The sequence below is a fragment of the Grimontia sp. NTOU-MAR1 genome (assembly GCF_035758505.1).
Classification (GTDB): domain Bacteria; phylum Pseudomonadota; class Gammaproteobacteria; order Enterobacterales; family Vibrionaceae; genus Enterovibrio; species Enterovibrio marinus.
On record NZ_CP142108.1, the window covers coordinates 693040 to 717017 of the forward strand.

The window sequence follows — 23978 nt, forward strand, 5'->3', positions numbered from 1 at the left end:
TCTGGGTAGGTGATTATGCAGTTTTAGCACTTAGCATATCGCTTAGGCCCAGTTTGCCGAAGATCGCATCGTAATGGGCGAAATTTGGGATACGGGTATGGTGCTTAACCTTAGTGCCCACCGCGACGAACTCATAGCCCAAGGTGCTAGTTGCCATTTTGTCCCACTCTCCATCACCGAAGTAAACGCGGCGGGTAAACACTGCACCAGTGTCCTGCTTAGCACGAAACGCCGCTAATGCCATGATTTCGCTACGTGTCATCGCATCTGAGCACGAGGCAAAACTCACACCAGTCACATCAAAACCAGCTGCGCTCAGCTTCATTTTTGCGGAGTCTTCCCATCCACCAGTCGCAATCGCCAACACCACATTTGGGTGTGCTTTCATGTCATTCACAAACTCAATCGCCCCTGGAGTTGCAGTCAAATCATTTTGATTTGATGAGATATACTCACGGAGTTTCTGCAAAAAAAGTGCTTTCACTTCTCGTAGAATACGCATTCTGTCCTGGCGTAATCCTTGTTTTTCAATTAATTCTTCCAGGATGCCGACATCCGTCACGTTGGTAAACGCGCCCCAATCAGCGGTAAGTTCAATTCCCACTACTTCCTCTACTGCAGAGCGAAAACAATCGGAATCAAAATCGTAGCTGTCGATCAACGTCCCATCGACATCCAACATAAACAGGTTCATTAACACCATTCCTCAAATCTAGGATACAGACACAACCCTCAAGGCTGATTTGAAACTGTGCTTGGCGGTTAGCCCCGCGCAAACCGAATATTGTATTTACAAATGCAACGTATGAGCAACATTCTTTACTCATATTTACAGATAGTAGACCCACATCAAGATTGACGCATACGCTAGAAAAGAAATGTGACAAAGTGATGGCTACTAACATTTTGTAGCCATCACTTTCAAAGATTGTGTGATGTGTGCGACGCTGAAGTTTAGCCGGACCTATAGCGAAATAACGTGACTACTGGTTTCGCTCGCTTCTTCGCCAATCATTTCATCGTAGGGGTTGTCCATTATCAGTGTTGCTGATGTGAACCCCTGCTGTGTGAGAGCTTCTTTGGCAGTGTTAAGGCATTCGAAGAACATCAGGTCTCCATCCCTGCCCCGCTTGTACGTCACTGTTCCTTTTCCCGCGCTGGTTCCGATGAGGTATTTGCTTGTATCGCCACAGCTCACAATGATTGCTTCCGCGTTAGACATTGGTATCCCCTCTTGTTGTCGTTACAGAAAGTTACGCAAAGAAAAGCCACTGCGATCAAAAAGCGCTGTTTCAGACAGTGTGAAGAGTGAATACAGGAAGATTCTAGGGGAAGCAAATGGATGTGCGTCCCAGAGTCGAACCGAGGTCCACGGATTTGCAATCCGCTGCATAGCCACTCTGCAAACGCGCCTTTTGAGTATCAGAGAGTGTCTCTACTGACTACGGGACAGAAATATAGAACGCCGAACGTGCAACGCAACGGTTTTTCACCTTTCATCTGAGTGTTTCTCATTTGATCACTTTCGGTAAATATGCTGCTTGGCAACCTTCATCACTCTCAACATGAGAGCCTTTAGATCCATAACACACTATCCTTTATGTAGAATTGAAAATTATGCCGAAAAGAGTGTTTGTCAAGACTTGAAGATCACAGGATATAGTGGTTTGATCTGCGCCCTTGTCGATCAGGGGCACAATATAGTGTTTCTGGCCAAGCTTCGCTCAACAAGACGGCATTACTTTCGAGGTGCAATTCATAATGGCTAAAACCAAGTCAGCTTCTGATATCGAATCCACTGGCGTACTCGCTATTCCTTACCAAGATACGTCGATGGAAATTTGGGACAGCAAATACCGCCTGAAAAGCAAACACGGTGACGCAATCGACGCGACACTGGATGACACTTTCAAGCGTGTTGCCCGTGCACTTGCCGATCTCGAAGAAAAATCAGTACGCGAAAAATGGTACAACGAATTTCTGTGGGCACTTCGTCACGGTGCTATCCCAGCAGGCCGTATTACGTCTAACGCTGGCGCTTTCGAGCACAAGCCTGCTACCTCAACCATCAACTGTACAGTGAGTGGCACCATTGAAGATTCAATGGACGACATTCTGGGTAAAGTGCACGAAGCTGGCCTGACCCTGAAAGCGGGCTGTGGTATTGGCTACGACTTCTCTACCCTGCGTCCACGCGGTGCGTTTGTTTCTGGCGCCGGTGCCTACACCTCTGGCCCACTGTCGTTCATGGATATCTACGACAAGATGTGCTTCACCGTTTCTTCAGCAGGTGGTCGTCGCGGTGCGCAAATGGGCACCATGGATATCCGCCATCCAGACGTGATGGAGTTCATCCGTGCGAAGCGTGAAGATGGCCGTCTGCGTCAGTTCAACCTGTCTCTGCTGATCACCGAAGAGTTTATCGAAGCCGTTAAGAACGATGGCGAATGGCAACTGATCTTCCCGGTGACCGCCAAAGAAGCGCGTCAAGACGGCACCGATCTGCAGAATGATGAAACCATCGTATGGGCAGACTGGCCGAGCAAAGATGGACTGGTTGAAGATGATAAAGGCCGTGTGGCGTGCAAAATCTACCGCACCATGCCGGCGCGTAACCTGTGGAACGTGATCATGTCGTCGACTTACGATTACGCGGAACCAGGCTTTATCCTGATCGACAAAGTTAACCAAATGAACAACAACTGGTTCTGCGAAGACATTCGTGCAACCAACCCATGTGGTGAACAGCCGCTGCCCCCTTATGGCGCGTGTCTGCTGGGTTCAGTGAACCTGACCAAATTCGTTCGCGATCCATTCACTGAAAATGCCTACTTCGACTGGGATATGTACCGTAAGGTTGTGGCTATTTTCACCCGTATGCTGGACAACGTGGTTGAGATCAACCAACTGCCGCTTGAGAAGCAACGTGAAGAAATCGAAACCAAACGCCGTCATGGCATGGGCTTCCTTGGCTTGGGTTCTACCCTGACGATGCTTCGCCACAAATACGGCAGCGCGGCATCTATCGCTTTCACTGAACAAGTTTCTCAGGAAATGGCGATCACCGGTTGGGAACAAGCTATCGAGCTTGCTGCAGAGAAAGGCGCAGCACCCGTGATGGACAAAGAATTCGACGTTACTCCTAAAATGATGCGTCTGCGCCCTGAAATGGCGAAAGACGGCATCAAAGTGGGCGACAAAGTGAAGGGTAAAGTCCTGCACGCGAAATACAGCCGTTACATGCAGCAGATTGGCGAAGTGCGTCCAGACCTGATTGAGAAACTGGCGGCGAACGGTGGTCGTTTCACTCACCACACTTCTATTGCTCCGACCGGTACGATTTCTCTGTCACTGGCAAACAACGCAAGTAATGGTATCGAACCAAGCTTTGCTCACCACTACACCCGTAACGTGATTAAGCCAGGTAAGAAATCGAAAGAAAGCGTCGATGTGTTCAGCTTTGAGTTGTTGGCATACCGCGAACTGATCAACCAGAAAGCAATGCCATACAGCACGAAGGAAGACGAGCAACTGCCAGAGTACTTCATCACTGCGGATGACATTACACCAAGCCAGCACGTTGAAGTTCAGGCTGCTGCTCAGCGTTGGATTGACTCGTCAATCTCGAAGACAGCGAACGTACCCACTGACTTCCCGTTTGAGAGCTTTAAAGACATTTACATGGATGCGTATGACAAGGGTCTGAAAGGTTGTACCACCTTCCGCTTCAACCCAGAAGTGTTCCAGGGTGTTCTGGTGAAAGAAGAAGATCTGGAAAACACCACTTACGTATTCACGTTGGAAGATGGCACCACGTTTGAAGCCAAAGGCAACGAGAAGATTGAGTATGACGGTGAAGAACACACCGCAGCTAACCTCTACGACGCCCTGAAAGAAGGCTACTACGGTAAGTTCTAACCGCAGACAGATAAATAAAGGGGTGGCGATTTCGCTGCCCTTTGTGAGAAAGAAGTAATTCGTTATGACACGTAAAATCGAAAGCAAAATTGTTGGCTACAAAGTAAAAAGTAAAGACGCGGTTCAGGAAGCGCCTGTTGCTCCTGTTGTTGAAGTACCAGCATTTGAAACCATGCATGAAGAAATGCCACGTCCAGAAAAACTGCTGGGCTCGACGTATAAACTGAAGACGCCAGAACACGTTTCTGAGCATTCTCTGTTTATTACCATCAACGATGTTGTGTTGAACGAAGGTACTGACCACGAAGCGCGTCGTCCTTTTGAAATCTTCATTAACAGCAAGAGCCTTGAGCACTACCAGTGGATCGTTGCGCTGACTCGCATCATCTCTGCGGTATTCCGAAAAGGCGGCGATGTCACTTTTCTGGTGGAAGAACTGCGTTCCGTTTTTGACCCTAAAGGCGGTTACTGGAACAAAGGTAAATATGTGCCTTCTCTGATTGCTGAAATCGGCAATGTGATTGAACAGCACCTGATGGAAATCGGCATGCTGAAAAACCCAGAGATGGACGAACACCAGAAGGCATTTCTGGAAGCAAAACGTGCTGAGAATGCGTCAAAAGCAGAAGTGAAAGAGGAAGAACCGGTAAACACGGGTTTCCCGCCTAGCGCAACACTTTGCTACAAGTGCCACAACAAAGCCGTTATCGTGAAAGACGGTTGTCAAACTTGTCTGAACTGTGGCGACTCTAAGTGCGGTTAATGTGCTGAATTTGATTATTGAATAGGCTTCCATCAGGAAGCCTTTTTATTGGCTCTCACCTTCAAATTATTCGAAAGACAAATACAATTTTTCAACTTTTTACTTATAAAACAAAACCCATACATTTCTGACACGAAAGAAACCCGTAAAGACAATACTTAAAGAGGAAAATGGCGGCTAATTTACTGGCTCTTAAATCAAGTATTCTCGGTGAATACCCTTCTTCAAATAAGCTGGTTGACGAAATTAGAGCGAGTGACACACTGCGTATCTCCGCTCCAATGTGAAATTTCAGCATCCCTACCCGGTTGAAAAACTGGATTGATTTTATCGCCCGCGCAGGCGTGACCTTCTCTTTCACTGAAAACGGTCCCAAAGGCCTACTAACCGACAAGAAAGCCGTTGTCGTCACCAAATACAACTTCAACAAAGCTTAAACGCTTAGAGTACGGGACGCGCAGTCGAACCCTTCGGGCAGCTAACGGTCTGTTGGCACTGGTTTCCTAATTCAGATTTCCATTTACTGCTAACTTAAACTTCTTTTTCATTTTGGGTGTCTGTGTGGACGCCCCTTTTTTTGTTCGATCATTGTCTCACCATTGCCTTCCCGGCATTTCCATATGATACATAATCCGTTCTTATGTGGCCTTTGATTTGCAATGCTGGAGCCTTAAGTGATTAAAGCAAATCCATTTTTAGGAAATGATGAAGACCGCACAGAGATCTGGGATATGCTGGTCGCAAAAGATATTCGCGCCTATACCCAAGCTGATTGGTCGATGGTAGAAAATGATTTCCTTGAGGACGAATTCTTTGCCGTCAACGCGGGTTTCGACAATGACCCAGGTAAATGGAATCTCGCCTTCTCGCGCTTTGAAAACTACCGCGATTCTTGGCTGGAAGCAGCTCGCGCAAGTTTGAAGACCGAGTATGCGGAGCCGTTAGAAGATGCTGTTCATAAGCTCACCACTCTCGAGCAGATTGAAGTGAAAGAGGGCAAAGCCATTGCGAGAAAACAATTTAATGGCACGATTCAAGTTGTCGGGAAAGAGCCCGAAGTGTTGAACTGGCAAACACTTTACTATCTGAAGAAAACGCCTGCAGGTTGGAAAATTGTCGGTTTCACTGGCTACCTTCCTTACACGCCATAACCCAATTAGAGCGCCGGGAAATTGAAAGTATCATATCCTTTCTCTCCAAATATCCCAGCGCTCGCTTGCTCCACAGCACTATTCGCTTTTCAACAAAATACCGCTAGAAATCGATCTGCAAATAGATCGTGTTGTAGTTACTGCCACCTTTGATACGGCCAAACTGGCTAGCTTTTTCGAAGATTGCTGAGCGGTGGTGAATCGAGTAGCCCAACCACATATTTTTCAGACTCTTCTTATTCACAAGGTCCCCAATATTGACATCCAAAGATATATCGAGGTAGTTCAGTAAATGGCTTGGCTCATAGCCTTTACGTTCCATTTCAGAACGCTCAATATGAGTAATGTTATTGATGTACGATAAACCTTCGGCTATTCCCAATCTCCATGTGGTAGGCCATTCGACCGTGTAATATGCCTTAATCGCCATAATATATTCTGGTGATGATGCCTGAACGTCAGATTTCCAATGCCATACGACACCTGGTGTCAGGTAGATATCCATTGGAATACCAAATAAGTCGTCAGAAAGAGGATGACCGTAAAACAGAGAAGTGAGTTTATTATCGTGAGGGTCTTTTTCTGTACTTCCTGTCAATATGTCACCAATGTTGGAAGGCGTGGCCCAGCCAAAAGCCACACGCCAATATGGTCGCGTTGACAGTTCACGTTCGCCAAACCGTCGGTTGTCATTGAAGAAGCCAAAACCTGCATAGACCTCACCCTGCCACTCACTATTTATCGTTGGGGAGTGACGAACATTTTCGTCAAAGTATGTCGCATAGGCAGCACCGACAAGGTATAAGTTGGAATAAACATGGTAATGCCCTTTCACCCCAGCTTTGAAATCAATACCCGCACCAAGATCTGTGCCCCGCTCAGTGAACTCTGACAAACCGTAGTAATAGCTGTTGAAATTAGCATCTTTATAGCGTGCCGAAATGCTCGCATTCAGGTCGAAGCTTTCCCCTTCAATCTGCTTTCCTAACGTGGCGACGCCATGAAAACGCCCGCTTTTGTCAGAGAGAACATCCAGATTGGTATACCAACTTTCATCCCATTGACGCTTGAGTTGTAAGCCGAAATCCCCGGTGTCTCCACCAATGTCATTTTGCACTGCGGTAGGTAGGTCGATAAAACGCATGCGAAGAATGGTATTCAACCGCCACTCATCTTCTTCCCAAAGCCTTAATCCGCCTTCCGTGCCATCAATGAAAAAAGCTTCATCTTCATAGAACATCATAGGTACAAAGCTCGAGACGATATCGCTACCGCTGTCTGCATAAGGAATACCCGCGGAGCGAATGGTCGCCGCCAAACCCCAGTTCTCACTTCTTTTAAGGCGCAGCTTCTCAACACTCTCTGGTTTTTCAGTTGCTTCCGGTTTGCTTGCTGCGTTTGAGGAGGCTATAAAACAGAGCGATGTAGCAGCAATGATTAAGGGGAAATGATATTTCATTCATCTTCTATGCATTAATCCAAGTGAGGCAATTGTAACGCATTCAAAGAAAAGTGTTTCTGGTTAATTCATGAAATCAGTCAGTTAAGATTGCATTAGAAAGGACTGGCGACCAATCTGGCCGCCAGTGTCTATAATTTTAGCGCTTTGCTTTTGGTCTTAATGCTCTCTTGCAGTCAAAACAAAAAGATCCATATGACCATGTTCAGTGGGGTTAAGCGCCCTGATCGGGTTCGCATTGTGCCAAACTGCATGGTCATCCAATAATGCTACATCACCGTTATTCATGGCCAAAGAGAAGAACGGCTGTTCACTTCTGTCTTTGTAAACCAGGATTTCACCACCCTGAACGTTTTTCCTGTCTATTGCGGCGATGGCAATGTGGTCAAAGCCGTCCTGATGAATCCCTTCTGGAGAAACCGGCGTGATGTCATTGAGTGTTATCACTCTCATCTGGTGAATTTCAATATCCTGCTCGTCGTCCAGTTCATTGTTATCCTTGAATAAGCGACACAGTTCGAACAAACCTTCCGAGTGGAGCACTGCCGATGTCAGTTCTTCAAAATTTCGTACTACGCCACCCTGATGCTGGTTGATAGCTTCTGATTGGACAAAAGTGTGATGTTCCATTTGCCGGAGCGCACCGTCATGGCAGTGCACAATTGAGTAGCGTCTTAACCGATATTGACCATCTGCATAAGGGGTAGTTGGCAGATCATCAAACATAGGTTCAAGTTCTTTGACAGCCTGGTCGCTGATATGACAAAGCTGCATAAGGTAATCTGGATGGTACATGTTACGTCCTCCATATTGATCCTCAATCGGGCACTCTGGGTAAGAGTTTCCCGACCACAGTTATCGCTTAAAGTTAACGACACTGCATCATTTTTGACAATCTTTTATAGATTATAAAATCACCCTAAACACCAAATACGCTCATATAATTGGAATATATTAAAATTTAAAGGATTTTATTTTGCATTATTTGATCTGTACCAAATTGGCCAAACACACTTTGAGAGCTCGAGCGCGAACCTGAATCTTCCATTCAGCTAACATTCATGTTCCACAGGTAAGATATCAATGTGGATGCAATAGGGTCTGTTGACCCTAGAAACCAAGAGGTAAGTAAATGGGAAGAATGATTAAGGCGCTGATTATCGTACCGATTCTGGTAATTCGTGTTCCAGCCTATGCCAATCAACCAGACATAAAATCCCTCCCTGAACACCCTATCCAAGCGTATAAGCAAATTCAGCCTCAACAAGCGCTGTCTGATTTACTCGCTATTCCTTCATTTCGCGCTCATCAAGTTAACCAACCCGTTAACGACTTGGATACCCTCTACAAGCTCGCCCCTGACGCGCAACAAGAGTTGGAAACACTTGCAGCAGGCATTGCCGATTCTGTAAGCGCAAAAGTGGTGAGTGCTGGTTTGAAGGGGCAGCATCGTGCTGCGGTAAAAGTGGATAAAGAACTGAATGGTGATGTGTCTAAGCTCACTGATATCGTGCGAATCACTATTGAATCTGACTCGATTAATTCTCTGAATCAGGCCTACGAAAAACTCGCAACCCAAACCCAGACGCTTGAAGTGATTAACCGTTTTCAGGCCCCTCGCCCATCAGGATATCGCGATCTGAAAGTGCTAGTGACACTGCCAGAAAGTCAGTTGGTAGCCGAAGTACAACTGCACCTGAATGCCATCTCTAAAATCAAAAATGGCCCTGAGCACAGTATCTACGAGCAAATTCAGCGCATTGAACGAGATGCAGTAGACCGTGATTTAACCGAGTTTGAAGTGACTAAGATAGGCCAGCTCCGCCAACAATCCCGAAAGATGTACCAAATGGCTTGGGCGCAATATCAGCCATACAGCATGGCGGTATAACCAAGCAAAATTGTAGGGCGGTTCTCCGCCCTATCTCATCTCGAATTGCGTAATTTCCACCTGCTCGCCTTCAAGCGCAATGAAGCTCTGTGCAGGCACACTCTTCCAACCTTCTCTGTCTGTGTCATATGGCTCTGACGCCAGTACCACGCCACTGTCTAGATGCTTGTAGAACAACGTCGGAGGCACACCATGAGTGGCATATCTTAATCCCCAAAATTGTTTACCGTTACTGACGCAAATCGATGCTTTAAACGGCTCCGCTACCTCTTTGGCACGCATTTCAGCTTCCACTCTAGCAATGACTTTTTTGAGTGCTTCTTTCGGCGATGACTCCATGTTGTATTGCAGCAAAAGAAGGAAGATGAGTTCACTATCTGTTGAACCTTTCCGTTTCAGGTAGAAAGGCTCATCCAAATGCCGTTCAAGGTTGTAGCGCGTTTGGTCAAATTCAGGAATTTGACCGTTATGCATAAACAGCCAGTTCTCAACATTGAAGGGATGACAATTCTCTCGGGAAGTATTGGCACCAGTAGAAGCGCGAACGTGTGCCATAAATCGGTGGGATCGTGTGTGTTCAGCAAGTGATTTTAGATTGGCATCAGACCACGCCGGAAGCACTTCACGATAAAGCGCTGGCGTTGGTTTTTCGCCATACCACGCAATACCAAAGCCGTCAGCATTGACCGCTGTCACCGCTTTTGTGGCATCCATACTTTGCGACACCAGCGAATGGTTTGGCTGATGAAGCATTTCATCTAGATAGCAGGGCTTTCCTTGATACGCTAACCACCTACACACAGCAACCTCCTATTACTTCAGACTTTTTAAGTATGAATGAGTTATGGGAAATTGCCGTGCCAGACAGCGCATTTTTATGTTGGACAGTTAAATCAACCGGGGTGGCCGTCCGTTCTTGCTTTAGTCAGCATTGGGCCGAAAATAACAGCAAACGCCACAAAAGATAGCGACCATCCCACCGCTGCAATCACTATCCATGTACTCAAATACTCAGGCCAAATCGCAGGCCCAATTACTCGGATAAGGGTAGCGAATGCGAGGGAAAGAAAGGCAAAAGCAAACTTCGGACCTTGATAAATTGCACGCCCGGTGTGCCCCATTGTCACCCTAGCAATCATCGCGAGAATAACGCCTGCTAAAGTACCCATAGCCAGTAGGTGGATCAAAGTATGAGATACCCAAGGGCTGCTGATTGCCATTGCTTTGGCAAACAGTCCCAACGGCAAAGCAAGATAAAACAGGTGCAATGACCAAACCAGAGGCTCACTCTTTGACTTAACACCACCCCAACGGTAAAGGCGAATCAGTTGTGCACTACCCGCCACCAGCAGCAAAGTCAGAGTGACTGTCGAGCCCACAAAAGGAAAGAAACTCAGAATCGCCAGTAAGATCAGCGGGAGATTCGCAGCGACATCAAGCCACAGTAAGGCTTTTGGTGCTTCAAACTGAAAACGTTTTGCGGTGAAAAATGGAATCACTCTGCCGCCCATGATGGATATAAGCAGCATGAACCACCAAATCATCGCCTGCCAAAGTACATTAGAGGAAAATGGCGGCATTCCCTTCACCGTGGCATAGCTGGCGAAATTGGCGATAAGTGCAACGGTGAGCATTGGAATAAAAAACAAATTCCGCCAACGTTTCGTTTTCACCACCCGCATCCCCACTTCCCAGCCAACAGTCAGCAAAAATGCACCATCAATCAGAGCAATCACCGCCAGTGGTGTGTCAGTCCAGAATAGAGCCCGCGGTAATAACCAAAGCATCACAATGATTGCAAGTTTCCAACCGGATGTTCCCTTCACACCTGTCCATGTCTGAACAGCAGTCAAAAGGAAACCTGCCACCACCGCTATTGCAAAACCAAACAACATTTCGTGAGCATGCCACCAGAGTGGTGGGACACTGAGTGACGTCGACGCGCCAGTGGAGAAAATCCAGCTCCAGACGGTCACGGTAAATACGGCATAGACAGAGGCCAGCAGGAAAAATGGCCTAAAGCCTAATCGTAGAACCGGTGGAATACGTTCTTCCTTTGCCTTATCGACAATGTTGATCATCATGGAAACGTCTCTTCAAAACTTAAAGATGCATTTATTATACACTTTAAGTACTCATAAGAAAGTCAGCAAATTTTGTATCAACAAATCAGTATCTTGAGGAAAAGATAAAGCCGGCGATTGCCGGCTTTGAGAAGGTTATTAGGTTAAATCAGCTTCCCGATTTCGGGTCTAACGCATCTTGCAGTGCATCACCAAGGAAGTTAAACGCCATAACGGTGATCAAGATGGCAACACCCGGATAGATAGCCAGACCTGGCGACTGCCAAATCACTTCCTGCGCATTCTGCAGCATGTTACCCCATGATGGCATTGGCGGTTGAATCCCCAAGCCAAGGAATGACAGCGCACTTTCCAGCAGGATAACGCCACCCAGTGCCATGGTAGTCGCAATGATAACCGGCGAAAGCACATTCGGCAGTACGTGACGGCGAATGATGCGCCAAGGTGAAGCGCCGTAGCCAATCGCGGCTTTTACGTAGTCACGCTCACGCACAGACAAGGTACCTGAACGCACCAGACGTGCAGTGGTTGGCCAACCAAACAGCGCAACGATCACAATGATGCGGATGAAGCTTGCATTCTCACCTTGCGCCCAGCTATCAGGCAGTCCCAGTTTGCTCAGGTCTAACGCAGCCAAAACGATCATCAGTGGCAGTGTTGGCAGGGACAAAGTGAAATCTGCAATACGCATCAGTATTGAGTCCAATTTGCCGCCAAAATACCCAGCAAATACCCCAATCAAGGTGCCAAGTATCGCCGTCGCCAGCGCAGCGACTGCACCGACTGCCAGCGAAACCTGACCGCCATAAAGCAAGCGCAGGAATACGTCACGGCCCAGTTCATCAGCACCTAACCAGTGTGTGCTGCTGGCCGGTTCAAAGCGGGCAAAGAAGTCCACTTCAAACGGATCATGCCCAAACCACTCCGCCAGTAATGGCGCACTGAAACATAAGATGGTCAGCAGAACGATGAATACCGCGCTCACCAGTCCCGCTTTATGCTGGCAGAATCGTTGCCATACAAGAACCCACGGCGATGATGCCTTGCGTTTTGGTGCTGCAGGAGCAGCGTTAGTCACTTGTTGTGTCATGCTTATGCTCCTTTCGTCAGACTTATACGTGGGTCGAGCTTGGCGTAGGCAATATCTGCTAACAGGTTGCCGAACAGCGCTGTGAAGGTAATCACCATCAAACCGAGCAAAGCGAGGTTATAGTCGTTCCCCATGATGGCGTCGAAAATCAATTTACCCATGCCTGGCCATGCAAATACAGTTTCCGTAATCAGGGCCCCTGAGAGCAAAAAGCCGATATCCAAAGCAATGATGGTGACCAAAGGAATCATCGCGTTACGTAAAGCATGCTTCCAGATAACGCGGGTTTTCGATGCGCCTTTGGCAATCGCTGTACGGATATAATCCTGACGCATGACTTCCAGCATGGTACCCCGAACATAGCGGGAATGGCTGGCAACGTTCAGTACAGTTAGAGAGATCACCGGTAGAATCAAGTGCTTCACCTGAACCCAGAAACCACCACCTTCAGCCTCACCAGTGCCACCAGCAGGTAACCAACCCAAGGTGACAGAGAACACCAGAATCAGCATCAATGCCAACCAGAATGCTGGTGTTGAGAAACCCACAAAAGCACCGAAGCTAATCACATAGTCAGCCCAAGAACGGTGTTTCAGCGCGGCAATGACACCAACTGGAATCGCAATCAGCAATGACAACAGAGTAGCGATACCCACCAGTTTAACGGTGTTCCAAACCGCAGGAATCAACACATCTTCCGCGGGCTTGTAGTAAAGGCGTGAGTAACCAAAGTCACCCTGTAACGCTGCAATCAACCAGTTGCCATAACGCTCTATAAGCGGTTTATCTAACCCCTGTAGGGCTTTCAGACGAGCAATGTCTTCAGCTGTCATATTAGGATCAGATGTCGCCATCAAATCGATAGGGTCACCCGGCATCAAACCGATCAATGCATAGGAAACGAACGAAACGAGGAGCAGAACGAAGAGACTCTGCAGCACCCGGCTTATCAGAAATTGCGTCATACCGTGACCTCCTTACGTTCCGCCTTTTTTACTTCGATAACTTCTCCCGGATAGTGACAGGCTACAATGTGTTTGCTGTCGTTTTCATAGACAGAAGCCAAAGGTATTTCCTGCTTACACTTATCAGTAGCTTTGGCGCAACGTGGATGGAAAGCACATCCACTAGGAGGATCGATAGGACTAGGCACATCGCCTTGAAGTGCCAGACCACGTTTTCGTTTTCCCTTCCCGACTTCTGGAACAGCAGCAAGCAACGCTTGGCTGTATGGGTGAGCAGGTTTTGAGAAGAATGCTTCACGCGGTGCTTGTTCAACCACTTGGCCGAGATACATGACCACTATGGTATCTGCCAGATAGTCGACCACCGCCATATCATGACTAATGAAAAAGAAAGAAAGGTTTCGTTCGCGTTGAAGTTCCGCAAACAAGTTCAACACTTGGCTTTGCACAGAAACATCCAACGCAGACAGAGGTTCATCCGCAATAATGAGCTGTGGTTCAAGTACTAATGCACGGGCAATACAAATACGCTGACGCTGACCACCTGAAAATTCGTGCGGATAGCGATCAAGTGCGTCTTCACTGAGGCCAACGGCCTTTAGAGCATCAATGACTTTGGCTTTACGCGAGGGTTTGTCACCTACGTTATAGACTTCGAGCGGTTCACCCACCAACTCCGAAATGGGTAACCTTGGGTTGAGTGCAGAATACGGGTCCTGAAAAACCAGTCCCAGTTTTCTACGAAGATCTTTTAACGTCTGCCCTTTAAGTCCAGCAGTTTGGATGCCATCGATTTCAACCTTACCTTCAACAGGTGATTCGAGCAGAGCGACCATTCTGCCAAGTGTTGACTTTCCGCATCCAGACTCACCAACAATAGCTAGCGTCTCTCCTTTATCCAGGCAAAGTGAAATTTTGTTAACCGCTCGCAATTCTTGCGCTGGCTTCCCAAACCACCCTTTCTGGCCGATGGGATAGCGCTGACAGACGTTGTCTAGTTTTAATAATGTCATGAGTCCGTCCTTAGATATGGTGGCAGGCCACGGTGTGTAACGCGTTAAGCTCCACCTCTTCAGGCATGGTTGCCACACAGGTTGGCGTTGCTTTTCCACAACGATCCGCAAAAGGACAACCCTTTCCACGTTGTTCAAGTGGTGGCACGGCACCGGGAATAGCAGGTAATACATCACGTGCACCACCAATACGGGGCAGTGTCGCCAATAAACCTTGGGTATACGGGTGTTGTGGATTAGCAAAAAGTTCTTCTGCGGTCGCCTGTTCCACAATACGTCCGGCGTACATCACGATAACGCGCTCAGCAAGTTGTGAAACGACGCCAAGGTTATGACTGATAAATTGTACCGCTGTACCTGTGGTATCCCTCAGTTCCTCAAGTAGATCCAGAACCTGCGCTTGCACAGTTACATCAAGCGCGGTGGTTGGTTCATCGGCGATAATCAGTTCTGGTTCACATGCCAATGCCATAGCAATCATTACACGCTGTCGCATCCCGCCGGAGAGTTCATGAGGGTAGGCTTTAGCGCGTCTAACTGAGTCAGGAATATGCACTTTTTCCAGCATTTCAATAGCGCGTTCCTGCGCTTCAACTTTGTTACTACCGCGATGAAGTTCAAACATCTCAGCGATTTGATCACCAACCGTCACCACGGGGTTTAATGCAGTCATTGGCTCTTGGAAGATCATGGCAATGCCTTCACCACGCACTTTCTGCCAGTCTGAGTCTTTGTTTTCTAACAAGTTTTCGCCGTTGAATATCACTTCCCCACTGGCTTTCATCACCTTCGGTTGAAGGCCCATCAGGGTGAGCGCAGCAAGACTTTTACCGCACCCTGATTCACCGACGACACCAAGTATCTCGCCTTTTTTAATGTGGAAGCTGATATCGTTTACTGCTGGGTAATCTTTAAAGGCTACCTGCAGGTGACGAACATCCAGTATCGCCTGGTCCATAAAAGCTCCTACTTCTTGGCGCTATACCATTCTTCAACCCAGTTAGTGGACGGGAACATATGTCCAGTTGGGGTCACACCTTCCAGCCATTTTGGCATCACAAAACTGTCCGAGCGGAAGTAAAGTGGCAGTGCCGGAAGGTCTTCAGCATAGATATTCTGGATGTCACGGAAGATAGCTTCGCGCTTATCGTCATCCAACTCTGCTTCAACTTTATCCAGCAGCGCATCCATTTCGGGATTTTTGTAACCAATATAGTTCTGACCAGACCAGTTGTTCGCTTCAGTTGGAGTGCTGTTTGAGTGGAGCGTAGTGCGTGGTGGATTCTCTGGTGCAGAGTACCAAGCAAACATCGCCAAACCTTTGTGCTTGCGCTGAGTCAAGGTTTCGCCGAAGTAAACACGTGCAGGCTGGTTCACGATTGACACCTTCACGCCAATCTGCTTCCACTGAGACTGCAACACCTGCTGAACCAGCTCACGGGTTTTATTACCTGCAGTGGTCATAAGCTCTAAATGCAGTTCATTTCCTTCGCCATCAACCATCACACCATTTTTCAGTGTGTAGCCAGCTTGCTTTAGGAGCTCTTTTGCTTTCTTAGGGTCGTATTCATACTGCTTGACCTCTTCGCTATAGCCGAAGTCACGTGGACTAGTGTTTGTGTGAGCAATAGGTTGTTTGCTCATGAAGAGTTTATCTACCAGTTGCTGGCGGTTCGCGCCATACATTAGTGCTTGGCGGACCTCTTTCTTGGCAAGGTGAGGGTTATCTATGTTGGTATCCAAGTGCTCATATAGCAGACCAGGTTCGAAGTGGAACTTGAACTTATCACCTTGACGCTTTTGGAGTTGCAGTGCCTGATCCAGTGTTAGACCAAGTTCACCTGGAATGTAGTCAGCGGAGCCAGACAGCAGGTGCGCTTCTAGTGCCGCCGTATTTTCTACAGTCTTAAAGATAATCTCTCCAAACGCTGGAGATTTACCTTTCCAATATGGGTTGCGTTCTGCGGTAATAAAGCTGCCGGCACTGACTTTGCTCAGTACGTATGGACCGTAGAACAAGCCCGGGTTGGTTGGCTCTGTGGAGTATTTAGTTGTTTTTATGTAGCTAGAAGGATCGGCGCGATAGATTTCACCTTCAATATGCTCAGGCATTGGATCAGGGAAATAGTCTGTACGATATTTGAATGAAATCTTGTTAAGGTAAACTTCGAAGGTCTTATCATCCAACGCGACAAACCTTTCCATCGTTTGCGCTTCTTGTAACCCAGGATTACCAACACGCTCGTCACGTTCGATTTCCCAACCCAACTGCAGGTCTTTAGAAGTAACAGGTGTGCCATCGCCCCAATAGAGATCATCTTTGATAGAAACGGTTAGTTTGATGCCTTCAGAACCATCTTCACGCGAGTATCGCTCAGCAAGTCCATTTTCAAACGTTGGGATTTCAACACACACGTTACAGTGCGGCTCCCATTCTTTGCCATAAATGACACTATGTCGCCAAGCTGTAGACAGAATATAAGATGCAGCAGAGTTTGATACTAAAACTGGGTGCAAACCTTCAGGGTACTGAGACATACCAATTTTCAGTGTTTCGGCGTTTGCTGATACTGCAGATAAAACCATTGGCGCTGCCATCGCCATAGCGAGGATTGTTTTTTTCATATTATCGGTTCCTTCATGAACAAGAGGGGAAAATCCGTTACCCAAAACTTGTGCGCAAAGCAGTTGTTCTTAACAGACACAAAACTAAGTACAGAGAAAAATTGCGCATATACCCCACAATGTTAAACATATGTTTCATATGATGTCGATAGCATAATGCCTGCAATCAATACAAAAGAAACTCGTCACTGCTATAAATATGAACATTGGTCACATTTTACTAAATTTAACATTTTAAAATTATTTAAATCAGGCAGTTAGTACAGAGTAGCTAACAGTCATTGTGAATAGGTTTGCGAAAATAGTGATTTAAAATCCAGTCTTAATAGTAAGCCGAAGTACAAAATCACTTCAAAGCACACTATAAGCATTTAAAACTACTCTTCTATTAGAGAGTCCTATGCCATAAGTGGTTTGACGAAAAACTTAGGGGAGGAATAATTACGCTAAATAAATTTATTCAGCAGGAGCTTCGATTTCTCATTAAGTTCTTCCAGAAACCTGTTCGGCCAAAGATCTGACTATAGTATGTAACGGCAACCACCAGTCGTATTGACTGCAATGGTAATGCTCTCGATCCATCAATGCGTTTAATTCGAGGCAAATTTCGCGAGGAATAGTCGTTACTATTTCCGTGGAATTTAACGATGAAGTGGGCGCATTGAAAGCCTCCCTTCGTGCGAGTTGACTGACATCGTGCTCTTTATTGTTCCTTTTTGATGGAGGTGATTACACCTGCAAAGGAACGCCGCGATCACAACGCCAGTCAAACTCGCTGGATCCTGCATCTTCAGATTATTTGGGTATATAGGCTTGCGGCTCTGAACCTTTGACCACCACCCGGTGTAACTTCCTTGGTTTATCACCATAATCTGTCACTGCGAAATGTTGAGTGCAGCGATTGTCCCAAATGGCAACACTTCCTGTTTCCCATCGAAAACGCACCTGAAACGCTTCATTGTGGCTGTAGATAAAGAGGTTAGCTAATGTCACTCCTTCCTCTTCCAATCCTTTATCATCAACCTGCTGGGTAAACTGCTCATTTAAATAGAGAGTGGGATTTCCGGTTTCCGGATGTTTAACAACAATTGGGTGATGAACTGCTTGTATGTCTCTGGAAATGTTGTCGACACGACTCTCTCCTTTATTGTCCAGTTCATCAAATCGGCTGCCGGTGAACCCATGAACAGCATGAGTCGCAGTTTTTCCGTCCAATTGTCGCTTAAGTTTCTCAGGCAACGACGCATAGACATCTTCCATGGAAACCCAAATGGTGTCCCCTCCTTCATCGGGTAGATGCTGTGCACAAAGTACCGAACATTTGGGGGGAGCAGACTGCCATGTCATATCAGTGTGCCAATAGCTCTTCCCTGGAGGGTTGCCCGGCGTGGTTTCAATTTCGCTGACTTGTGGTTGCGTGGAAACGTGAGGAAAGAAGGGATGCGGTGCTTCCAGTTCACCAAATCTTGCAGCGAGCTTAAGTTGCGATTCAGGAGAAAGAAATTGATCCCGGAAGAAAATCACTTTGTATTTTAAAAACGCTTGGTAGATCTGAGTAAACTCGCTGTCATCAAAACTGGCAAGATCAATACCTGAAATCATAGCGCCTATTGTCTTATTACAAGGTTTTATTATCACGCAGTCCTCTCTAAACCATCATTGTTTCCACTACGCTATCCACCATGTAGCTCAAGGATGAAAAGCAACTGAATTATATGCCCAAACAACCTGGAGATGCTTGTATTCAGATTGTTGGGTATAGCTAGCTGTGTGTCTCCACCTACTCCATATTTTCGTCAAGAGCTAAGACTAAGACCCGATAATCATCATTTACATTCACCCATAACATACTGCTCATTTTTTAGACCAGCTTGACCAAATGTCTTTCATTCAAGTCATTTACTAACACGATAAAAATTCCTCGTTGACCAAACGGTTAAAAAGATTACACTCGCCGAAAAAATATAATCCAGATCACATTCCAGAAACGTTAAGGCAACGTAGTCAGGCATAAATTGAAGATGAATTTCCGTAATCAGGTTAGGTACTTACATCTAATGTCTTTTGTAAAACTATTTACATTTACATTGGTGCTCGTTTCCATCGGTTATCAAGCCTACAACATGATGCACTCCAAACAACTCATTAAAAAGCTCGGTGAGGATTATGGACATCTCTATTCAACCATCCGACGATTTGGCTATTTTTACAACAATTCATCTTCGGAAACGATGGAGGCAGGGGTACATAAACATGGTGATATCAGTATCATTGTGCTTGAAAAACCAACAAAGGTTAAAAACCTGGCCCCCGGCTTGGATAAGTTGAATGATAGATTAGAGCAATTTGCGCCAGAGGCAATTTGGTCTATTTCTATTTTAGAAAACGCCAGTAACTACGGCCTTTTTATGCCTCTACACCCAGGCTACGAGGAGCTTTTCAGCAAGAATAAGAAGACGAAAAACTTCGAAAGGCTCATGACCCGCGAAAAACTCAACAATACATATCAAGAGTTTTACGGATGTAACACTCGCATGACAGAAGTCTATGTTGAATCGATAACCAATGCGCAAATCCGTACTATCTATTTTCCGATTCACAATCGAGAATCGTTGGACGCTATTGTTGCCGTTGACATCAAAGCGTCTTTTACAGACACCCTAGTGGATAAGTATAACGATCAGAACAAAACGGTTTTAAGCCTGGATGATGCATCAAACATCTTTAAATCCGAGGGAAGACTCCCCTGTACGACTGATAAAAAAATCGAGATTGGCTCTAACTTTACGAGTGTATTAAAAGCCTCCTTATGGCCATCTTTCATACTTTCCATTTTAACGCACATTATTTACTGCTTTGTACATCGTCATGGTCAATTCATTAAAAAAGATGAAATGACAGGCCTTTATCGGCGGGATTACTATGAACCTAAATTTAAACGTGTAAATAAATTTTCATTACTGGTTATCGACATAGACCATTTTAAAAAAATCAATGACACATATGGACATACAAAAGGAGATGAAGTGATAAAGATATGTGCGCAGATAATAATGTCTCAAATTCGATCAGAGGATATAGCTGTTCGCTGGGGTGGTGAAGAGTTTATCGTAATGTTTAAAGATATGAAGCGCAATAGTCTATTTGATAAGGCAGAGCAGATCAGAGAATCTATTGCTCTTGATGATATTGCCGATTTATCCGTAACCATATCTATTGGTGGATATACTGCGAACAATATTAGTTTTTCAGAAGCTTATAAGGCTGCAGATGGTGCACTTTACCAATCAAAGCATCGTGGTCGTAACAAAGTGACAATCGCGTGACATACTTTCAATCAATCCCTCGATATACATCTGAGACAAAGGGGCGTTATGTTTTTTTGTCCTTTTTGTTTGTGATACTAAGTACACAGCTTTCTTGGTATCCAATGGAAAGCATAGTACGGGCGCAATTGTTCTCGATCACTGCTGGCGCTATGGTCGCTTCGGCTTACATGTATGGAAAAAGTGGAGTATTGGGTCAGTGTCTTGGTCTCCTGGCTTTCTATACGTTTATCAATCAAATACCAAGTGGTGTGGGATATTTATATACACTTGTTATGACGATAACGCTTTACCTCGCAGTAGAGGTTCTTACTTACATTCGGAAAACCAAATATTCTCTTCGTGTAGCATTTTGTGTATTTATCTTTGTCGTACCTAGTGTTGGGTCCTTGTCTCTCGCAATAATGGCACCGAATCAATACTGCCTCGACGCCGCATTAAATGTATACCTAACAGATGCAATTGGTATATTAATTACCGCGCCTGTTATCGTCACTATTTTCTATTATATTAGTAACCCTTCAAGAATAAAGGTAATGTTTAGAAATCTACTTTCACTACCTAAATCGGAATGGATATACAAGGCTATTTTAGTGACCAGTATTTTACTTGTGTTATATTTTACTGACACTAATTTCCATTCTGCATCAGTAACTTATATGATTTTAGCTCCTTTAGTCACCTTGGCGGTATTCAACTTCTCAGAGCTGACACAAATTCTACTGATGATTATCGGTTATGGACAAATTTTCCACCCAAATGCATATGATAATTTGCACACTTTGAATACACGATTATCTCTATTTTTCATGTTTTCACTGATAATATATATTATGCTTGAATATAAAAGATCTTTACGCAATGAAATTGAAGGAAATTTACATCGTCTTTATTTTGACAAGCAGAGCAATTTTGGCACTTTCCAGAAGTTGGATGCCAACACTTTAGAGAAAGAGAACTTTATAGTTTCTGCAATAGATTTACGGCCTATTTTTAAGTATCCACTCGAGAAAAGAGATAACATCCTACGCCACATATCTCGTTTTTTCGAGAATAATACCTCACTCTATAATAGTTGCTACATTCTTTATGATGTCTCAGCACTAATTATTCTAAGTGATAGTGAGAAACTTGCTATTCAACAAATGCATGACTTACCATCTAAGCTTGAAAAGTATTTAGACCTTCGGCAAGAAAGCTTTTATCCTGAAAAAATTTATTACTGTCACTGCCGTAAAGGAATTCGTATAAATCAGGCTGTTAATCGGCTAAATGTACATATGCGATTAGGTTACAAATCGTCATTAAACACAATGGTCGATTGCGACAAGTCAGATCTTGATGACTACATTGGTATGCTAGAAGAGTTTAACCCTTCTAACTTCCAGATATTACGTCAAAATTATCTAGATCTGGCTAATCCAGAAAAAGTAACTTTCGAGTTACTAAGCCGATTTCATTTTGAAGGAAAGGTCCTTAATACCGGCATTGTTTTTCAATGCGCCCAAAAGCTAGGTTATTTAGAGTCTTTAGAACATGTAATTGTTCATGCACAGTTAAAATATTTAAGTGGGTTACATAAAAATAGCTTTGAATATGGTTCCATCAATTTGACACCCGAATATTTAAGTGACGGCCGAGCAGTCTGCCAACTACTCGATTGGGTAGATAATCTCGAACTCGACATAAGTAAAGTCAATATTGAAATCGTAGAATCAGGGAACATCGATAACCCGGAGATATTGTTGCAAAGTCTGACCTATCTTAAGCAACGAGGATTTAAGCTTGCGCTTGATGACTTCGGTGCAGGTCATGCAACTTATAACCAGTTGCTCACTATGCCGGTTGACTCCGTAAAAATTGACGGTTCATTAGTGCGCAACTGTCTAACCGACCCAATTAAGCAAGCTATCATTCAGGATCTCCGTTCCATAGCGACGACGTTAAAGATTCAAGTTGTCGCGGAATGTGTCGAAACGGAGGAAGAAGCAACCTACCTGAAGATGCTGGGTATCGACTACCTACAAGGCTATCTTGTTCACAAACCGACCCCGGTATAAAGAGTTTGAGCCAGGCCTCTATCGAGGCCTGTTTTTCTTATCCTTGGCAAGATTTCTCATCTAAATTACGGTAACATCCTCCTGCCTATCAAACCCTTGGATAACACCGTGAAACAAGCCAACGAACCTACCTTTTTCTTCTTTGATTACGAAACCTTTGGAACCAGCCCTGCTCTTGATCGCCCCTGCCAGTTTGCAGGCGTCAGAACAGACAAAGACTTCAACATCATTGGTGAGCCGTTGGTGATTTACTGTCAGCCGCCAAATGATTATCTGCCTCAGCCAGAGGCTTGTCTAATCACAGGTATTACGCCACAAACAGCCGTCAGTCGCGGCTTACCCGAGCCGGAATTTATTGCCAAAATCCACGAACAGCTTTCAGTACCGGGCACCTGCGCAGTGGGTTATAACAATATCCGCTTTGATGATGAAGTGACTCGCTACACCCTCTACCGCAACTTCTTCGACCCATATAGCTGGAGCTGGCAGAACGGTAACTCACGCTGGGATTTGCTTGATACCATGCGTGCAGCTTATGCGCTTCGCCCAAATGGCATTGAATGGCCGGAAAACAGTGAGGGCAATATCAGTTTTAAACTCGAACACCTTTCCGTTGCCAATGGGATTGAACATAGCAATGCACACGATGCCATGGCGGATGTCCACGCCACCATCGAAATGGCGAAGAAATTAAAAACTGCGCAACCCCGTTTGTTTGATTACCTCTACACGTACCGTAATAAAACCAAACTCACGCCTTTAATTGATGTGGTTTCTATGAAGCCACTGGTACATGTGTCAGGCATGTTTGGTACTGAACGTGGCAATACCAGTTGGATTGTTCCTGTCGCTTGGCATCCTGACAACAAAAATGCGGTGATTACCATTGATTTAGGGCGGGATCCCTCACCTTTGTTTGATTTAGGCACAGATGCCCTTCGTGAGCGTTTATACACCAAGCATTCCGATCTGGCACCGGATGAACTTCCAGCCCCCATTAAGCTCATCCACATAAACAAGTGCCCGGTATTGGCTGAAGCTAAAACCCTTCGCCCAGAAGATGCTGCTAGGTTAGGTATCGATCGCCAACAATGCTTAGATAACTTGAAAGAGCTTCAGGCGCATCCGGAAATTCGTGAAAAACTTGTCGCGCTGTATGCTGAAAAGTCTGAATATCAGTCTTCCGATAACGTCGACGCCGCACTCTATGACGGCTTCTTCTCACCATCTGACCGCTCAACCATGGACATCGTTCGCCAAACCAAGCCGGAAAACCTGGCAGCATTGGATATCCAAGTCTCAGATGAACGTATCAAACCTCTGCTGTTCCGCTACCGTGCACGTAATTACCCATCTACATTGAGTGACAGTGAGCAAAAAAAATGGCATATGCATCGTCGTGATTACTTTGAGTCAGAACTACCCGCTTACATGGCAAATCTAGAAGCATTAGCCGAAGCCAACCAAGGTGATGACAAAAAATTTAATATTCTCAAATCGGTTTACCTTTACGTTGAATCACTGGTGTCATAGGGTTTCAACGTAGATCAAGTGTTTACCGTGTGACATTCTCTTTACGCACCTGCATTTTCAGGTGCGTTTCATTTGATATTTTGTGATTTGAGTCCACACT

The 23978-nt window shown here is 45.5% G+C and carries 19 protein-coding genes and 1 pseudogene; 8 read left to right on the forward strand and 12 right to left on the reverse strand.

Annotation, left to right across the window (positions count from 1 at the left end; translation table 11 throughout):
• Positions 1–13 precede the first annotated feature (13 nt).
• A complete protein-coding gene (locus tag VP504_RS03100) occupies positions 14–694 on the reverse strand; it encodes an HAD family hydrolase (protein WP_325892893.1) in 681 nt (226 codons plus the stop codon).
• A 270-nt stretch (positions 695–964) separates the two neighbouring features.
• A complete protein-coding gene (locus VP504_RS03105; RefSeq protein WP_325892894.1) occupies positions 965–1222 on the reverse strand; it encodes a DUF6482 family protein in 258 nt (85 codons plus the stop codon).
• A 539-nt stretch (positions 1223–1761) separates the two neighbouring features.
• Here VP504_RS03105 and VP504_RS03110 point away from each other — a divergent pair.
• The 4 genes and pseudogenes from VP504_RS03110 (at position 1762) to VP504_RS03125 (ending at position 5832) form a co-directional block, all read left to right on the forward strand.
• Positions 1762–3918 (forward strand): adenosylcobalamin-dependent ribonucleoside-diphosphate reductase, encoded by a 2157-nt coding sequence (locus tag VP504_RS03110; protein WP_325892895.1) that lies wholly within the window; start codon positions 1762–1764, stop codon positions 3916–3918.
• A 64-nt stretch (positions 3919–3982) separates the two neighbouring features.
• Positions 3983–4681, forward strand: a complete 699-nt coding sequence (locus VP504_RS03115) for a TSCPD domain-containing protein (RefSeq protein WP_325892896.1) — start codon at positions 3983–3985, stop codon at positions 4679–4681.
• A gap of 224 nt (positions 4682–4905) precedes the next feature.
• Positions 4906–5094, forward strand: a pseudogene (locus VP504_RS03120) (NAD(P)H-dependent oxidoreductase); the annotation flags it as partial.
• A 261-nt stretch (positions 5095–5355) separates the two neighbouring features.
• Positions 5356–5832 (forward strand): hypothetical protein, encoded by a 477-nt coding sequence (locus VP504_RS03125; protein ID WP_325892897.1) that lies wholly within the window; start codon positions 5356–5358, stop codon positions 5830–5832.
• A 103-nt stretch (positions 5833–5935) separates the two neighbouring features.
• On the opposite strand, the gene VP504_RS03130 is transcribed toward VP504_RS03125, so the two are convergent.
• Positions 5936–7291, reverse strand: a complete 1356-nt coding sequence (locus VP504_RS03130) for a MipA/OmpV family protein (RefSeq protein WP_325892898.1) — start codon at positions 7289–7291, stop codon at positions 5936–5938.
• Between the two features lie 159 nt (positions 7292–7450).
• Positions 7451–8086: a 2OG-Fe dioxygenase family protein gene (locus VP504_RS03135; protein ID WP_062708840.1), complete on the reverse strand. Its 636-nt coding sequence runs from the start codon at positions 8084–8086 to the stop codon at positions 7451–7453.
• Between the two features lie 337 nt (positions 8087–8423).
• On the opposite strand from VP504_RS03135, the gene VP504_RS03140 reads away from it, so the two are divergent.
• Positions 8424–9182 carry a hypothetical protein gene (locus tag VP504_RS03140; protein WP_325892899.1) on the forward strand — a complete coding sequence of 253 codons (759 nt, stop codon included), beginning with the start codon at positions 8424–8426 and terminating at the stop codon, positions 9180–9182.
• A 30-nt stretch (positions 9183–9212) separates the two neighbouring features.
• Here VP504_RS03140 and VP504_RS03145 read toward each other — a convergent pair whose 3' ends face one another.
• The 8 genes from VP504_RS03145 to VP504_RS03180 all read right to left on the reverse strand — a co-directional run bounded on the left by VP504_RS03145 (position 9213) and on the right by VP504_RS03180 (position 18561).
• A complete protein-coding gene (locus tag VP504_RS03145) occupies positions 9213–9983 on the reverse strand; it encodes a class II glutamine amidotransferase (protein WP_062708848.1) in 771 nt (256 codons plus the stop codon).
• A 92-nt stretch (positions 9984–10075) separates the two neighbouring features.
• Positions 10076–11263, reverse strand: a complete 1188-nt coding sequence (locus tag VP504_RS03150) for an NnrS family protein (RefSeq protein ID WP_325893972.1) — start codon at positions 11261–11263, stop codon at positions 10076–10078.
• 151 nt (positions 11264–11414) lie between these two features.
• Positions 11415–12356: an ABC transporter permease gene (locus VP504_RS03155; RefSeq protein ID WP_325892900.1), complete on the reverse strand. Its 942-nt coding sequence runs from the start codon at positions 12354–12356 to the stop codon at positions 11415–11417.
• 2 nt (positions 12357–12358) lie between these two features.
• Positions 12359–13321 carry an ABC transporter permease gene (locus VP504_RS03160; protein ID WP_325892901.1) on the reverse strand — a complete coding sequence of 321 codons (963 nt, stop codon included), beginning with the start codon at positions 13319–13321 and terminating at the stop codon, positions 12359–12361.
• A complete protein-coding gene (locus VP504_RS03165; RefSeq protein WP_325892902.1) occupies positions 13318–14334 on the reverse strand; it encodes an ABC transporter ATP-binding protein in 1017 nt (338 codons plus the stop codon). The genes VP504_RS03160 and VP504_RS03165 overlap by 4 nt, the downstream gene beginning before the upstream one ends.
• A 10-nt stretch (positions 14335–14344) precedes the next feature.
• Positions 14345–15292: an ABC transporter ATP-binding protein gene (locus VP504_RS03170; protein WP_062708857.1), complete on the reverse strand. Its 948-nt coding sequence runs from the start codon at positions 15290–15292 to the stop codon at positions 14345–14347.
• Between the two features lie 8 nt (positions 15293–15300).
• Entirely contained in the window at positions 15301–16959 is a 1659-nt protein-coding gene (locus tag VP504_RS03175) for a peptide ABC transporter substrate-binding protein (RefSeq protein ID WP_325892903.1), read from the reverse strand.
• A 795-nt stretch (positions 16960–17754) separates the two neighbouring features.
• Positions 17755–18561, reverse strand: coding sequence for a TauD/TfdA dioxygenase family protein (locus VP504_RS03180; RefSeq protein WP_325892905.1), 807 nt, complete (start codon positions 18559–18561; stop codon positions 17755–17757).
• A gap of 455 nt (positions 18562–19016) precedes the next feature.
• On the opposite strand from VP504_RS03180, the gene VP504_RS03185 reads away from it, so the two are divergent.
• The 3 genes from VP504_RS03185 (at position 19017) to sbcB (ending at position 23878) form a co-directional block, all read left to right on the forward strand.
• A complete protein-coding gene (locus tag VP504_RS03185) occupies positions 19017–20285 on the forward strand; it encodes a GGDEF domain-containing protein (protein WP_325892907.1) in 1269 nt (422 codons plus the stop codon).
• Positions 20286–20389: 104 nt separating this feature from the next.
• A complete protein-coding gene (locus VP504_RS03190) occupies positions 20390–22345 on the forward strand; it encodes a sensor domain-containing phosphodiesterase (RefSeq protein WP_325892908.1) in 1956 nt (651 codons plus the stop codon).
• Between the two features lie 108 nt (positions 22346–22453).
• Positions 22454–23878, forward strand: a complete 1425-nt coding sequence (gene sbcB / locus VP504_RS03195; protein WP_325892909.1) for an exodeoxyribonuclease I — start codon at positions 22454–22456, stop codon at positions 23876–23878.
• The last annotated feature ends 100 nt before the right edge of the window (positions 23879–23978 follow it).

Excerpts from the sequence above, each read along its gene's own strand:
- VP504_RS03100 (WP_325892893.1), bottom strand. The coding sequence starts at position 694 with ATGAACCTGTTTATGTTGGATGTCGATGGGACGTTGATCGACAGCTAC.
- VP504_RS03105 (WP_325892894.1), bottom strand. The coding sequence starts at position 1,222 with ATGTCTAACGCGGAAGCAATCATTGTGAGCTGTGGCGATACAAGCAAA.
- VP504_RS03110 (WP_325892895.1), top strand. The coding sequence starts at position 1,762 with ATGGCTAAAACCAAGTCAGCTTCTGATATCGAATCCACTGGCGTACTC.
- VP504_RS03115 (WP_325892896.1), top strand. The coding sequence starts at position 3,983 with ATGACACGTAAAATCGAAAGCAAAATTGTTGGCTACAAAGTAAAAAGT.
- VP504_RS03130 (WP_325892898.1), bottom strand. The coding sequence starts at position 7,291 with ATGAAATATCATTTCCCCTTAATCATTGCTGCTACATCGCTCTGTTTT.
- VP504_RS03135 (WP_062708840.1), bottom strand. The coding sequence starts at position 8,086 with ATGTACCATCCAGATTACCTTATGCAGCTTTGTCATATCAGCGACCAG.
- VP504_RS03140 (WP_325892899.1), top strand. The coding sequence starts at position 8,424 with ATGGGAAGAATGATTAAGGCGCTGATTATCGTACCGATTCTGGTAATT.
- VP504_RS03150 (WP_325893972.1), bottom strand. The coding sequence starts at position 11,263 with ATGATCAACATTGTCGATAAGGCAAAGGAAGAACGTATTCCACCGGTT.
- VP504_RS03155 (WP_325892900.1), bottom strand. The coding sequence starts at position 12,356 with ATGACACAACAAGTGACTAACGCTGCTCCTGCAGCACCAAAACGCAAG.
- VP504_RS03160 (WP_325892901.1), bottom strand. The coding sequence starts at position 13,321 with ATGACGCAATTTCTGATAAGCCGGGTGCTGCAGAGTCTCTTCGTTCTG.
- VP504_RS03165 (WP_325892902.1), bottom strand. The coding sequence starts at position 14,334 with ATGACATTATTAAAACTAGACAACGTCTGTCAGCGCTATCCCATCGGC.
- VP504_RS03170 (WP_062708857.1), bottom strand. The coding sequence starts at position 15,292 with ATGGACCAGGCGATACTGGATGTTCGTCACCTGCAGGTAGCCTTTAAA.
- VP504_RS03175 (WP_325892903.1), bottom strand. The coding sequence starts at position 16,959 with ATGAAAAAAACAATCCTCGCTATGGCGATGGCAGCGCCAATGGTTTTA.
- VP504_RS03180 (WP_325892905.1), bottom strand. The coding sequence starts at position 18,561 with ATGATTTCAGGTATTGATCTTGCCAGTTTTGATGACAGCGAGTTTACT.
- VP504_RS03185 (WP_325892907.1), top strand. The coding sequence starts at position 19,017 with ATGTCTTTTGTAAAACTATTTACATTTACATTGGTGCTCGTTTCCATC.
- VP504_RS03190 (WP_325892908.1), top strand. The coding sequence starts at position 20,390 with ATGGAAAGCATAGTACGGGCGCAATTGTTCTCGATCACTGCTGGCGCT.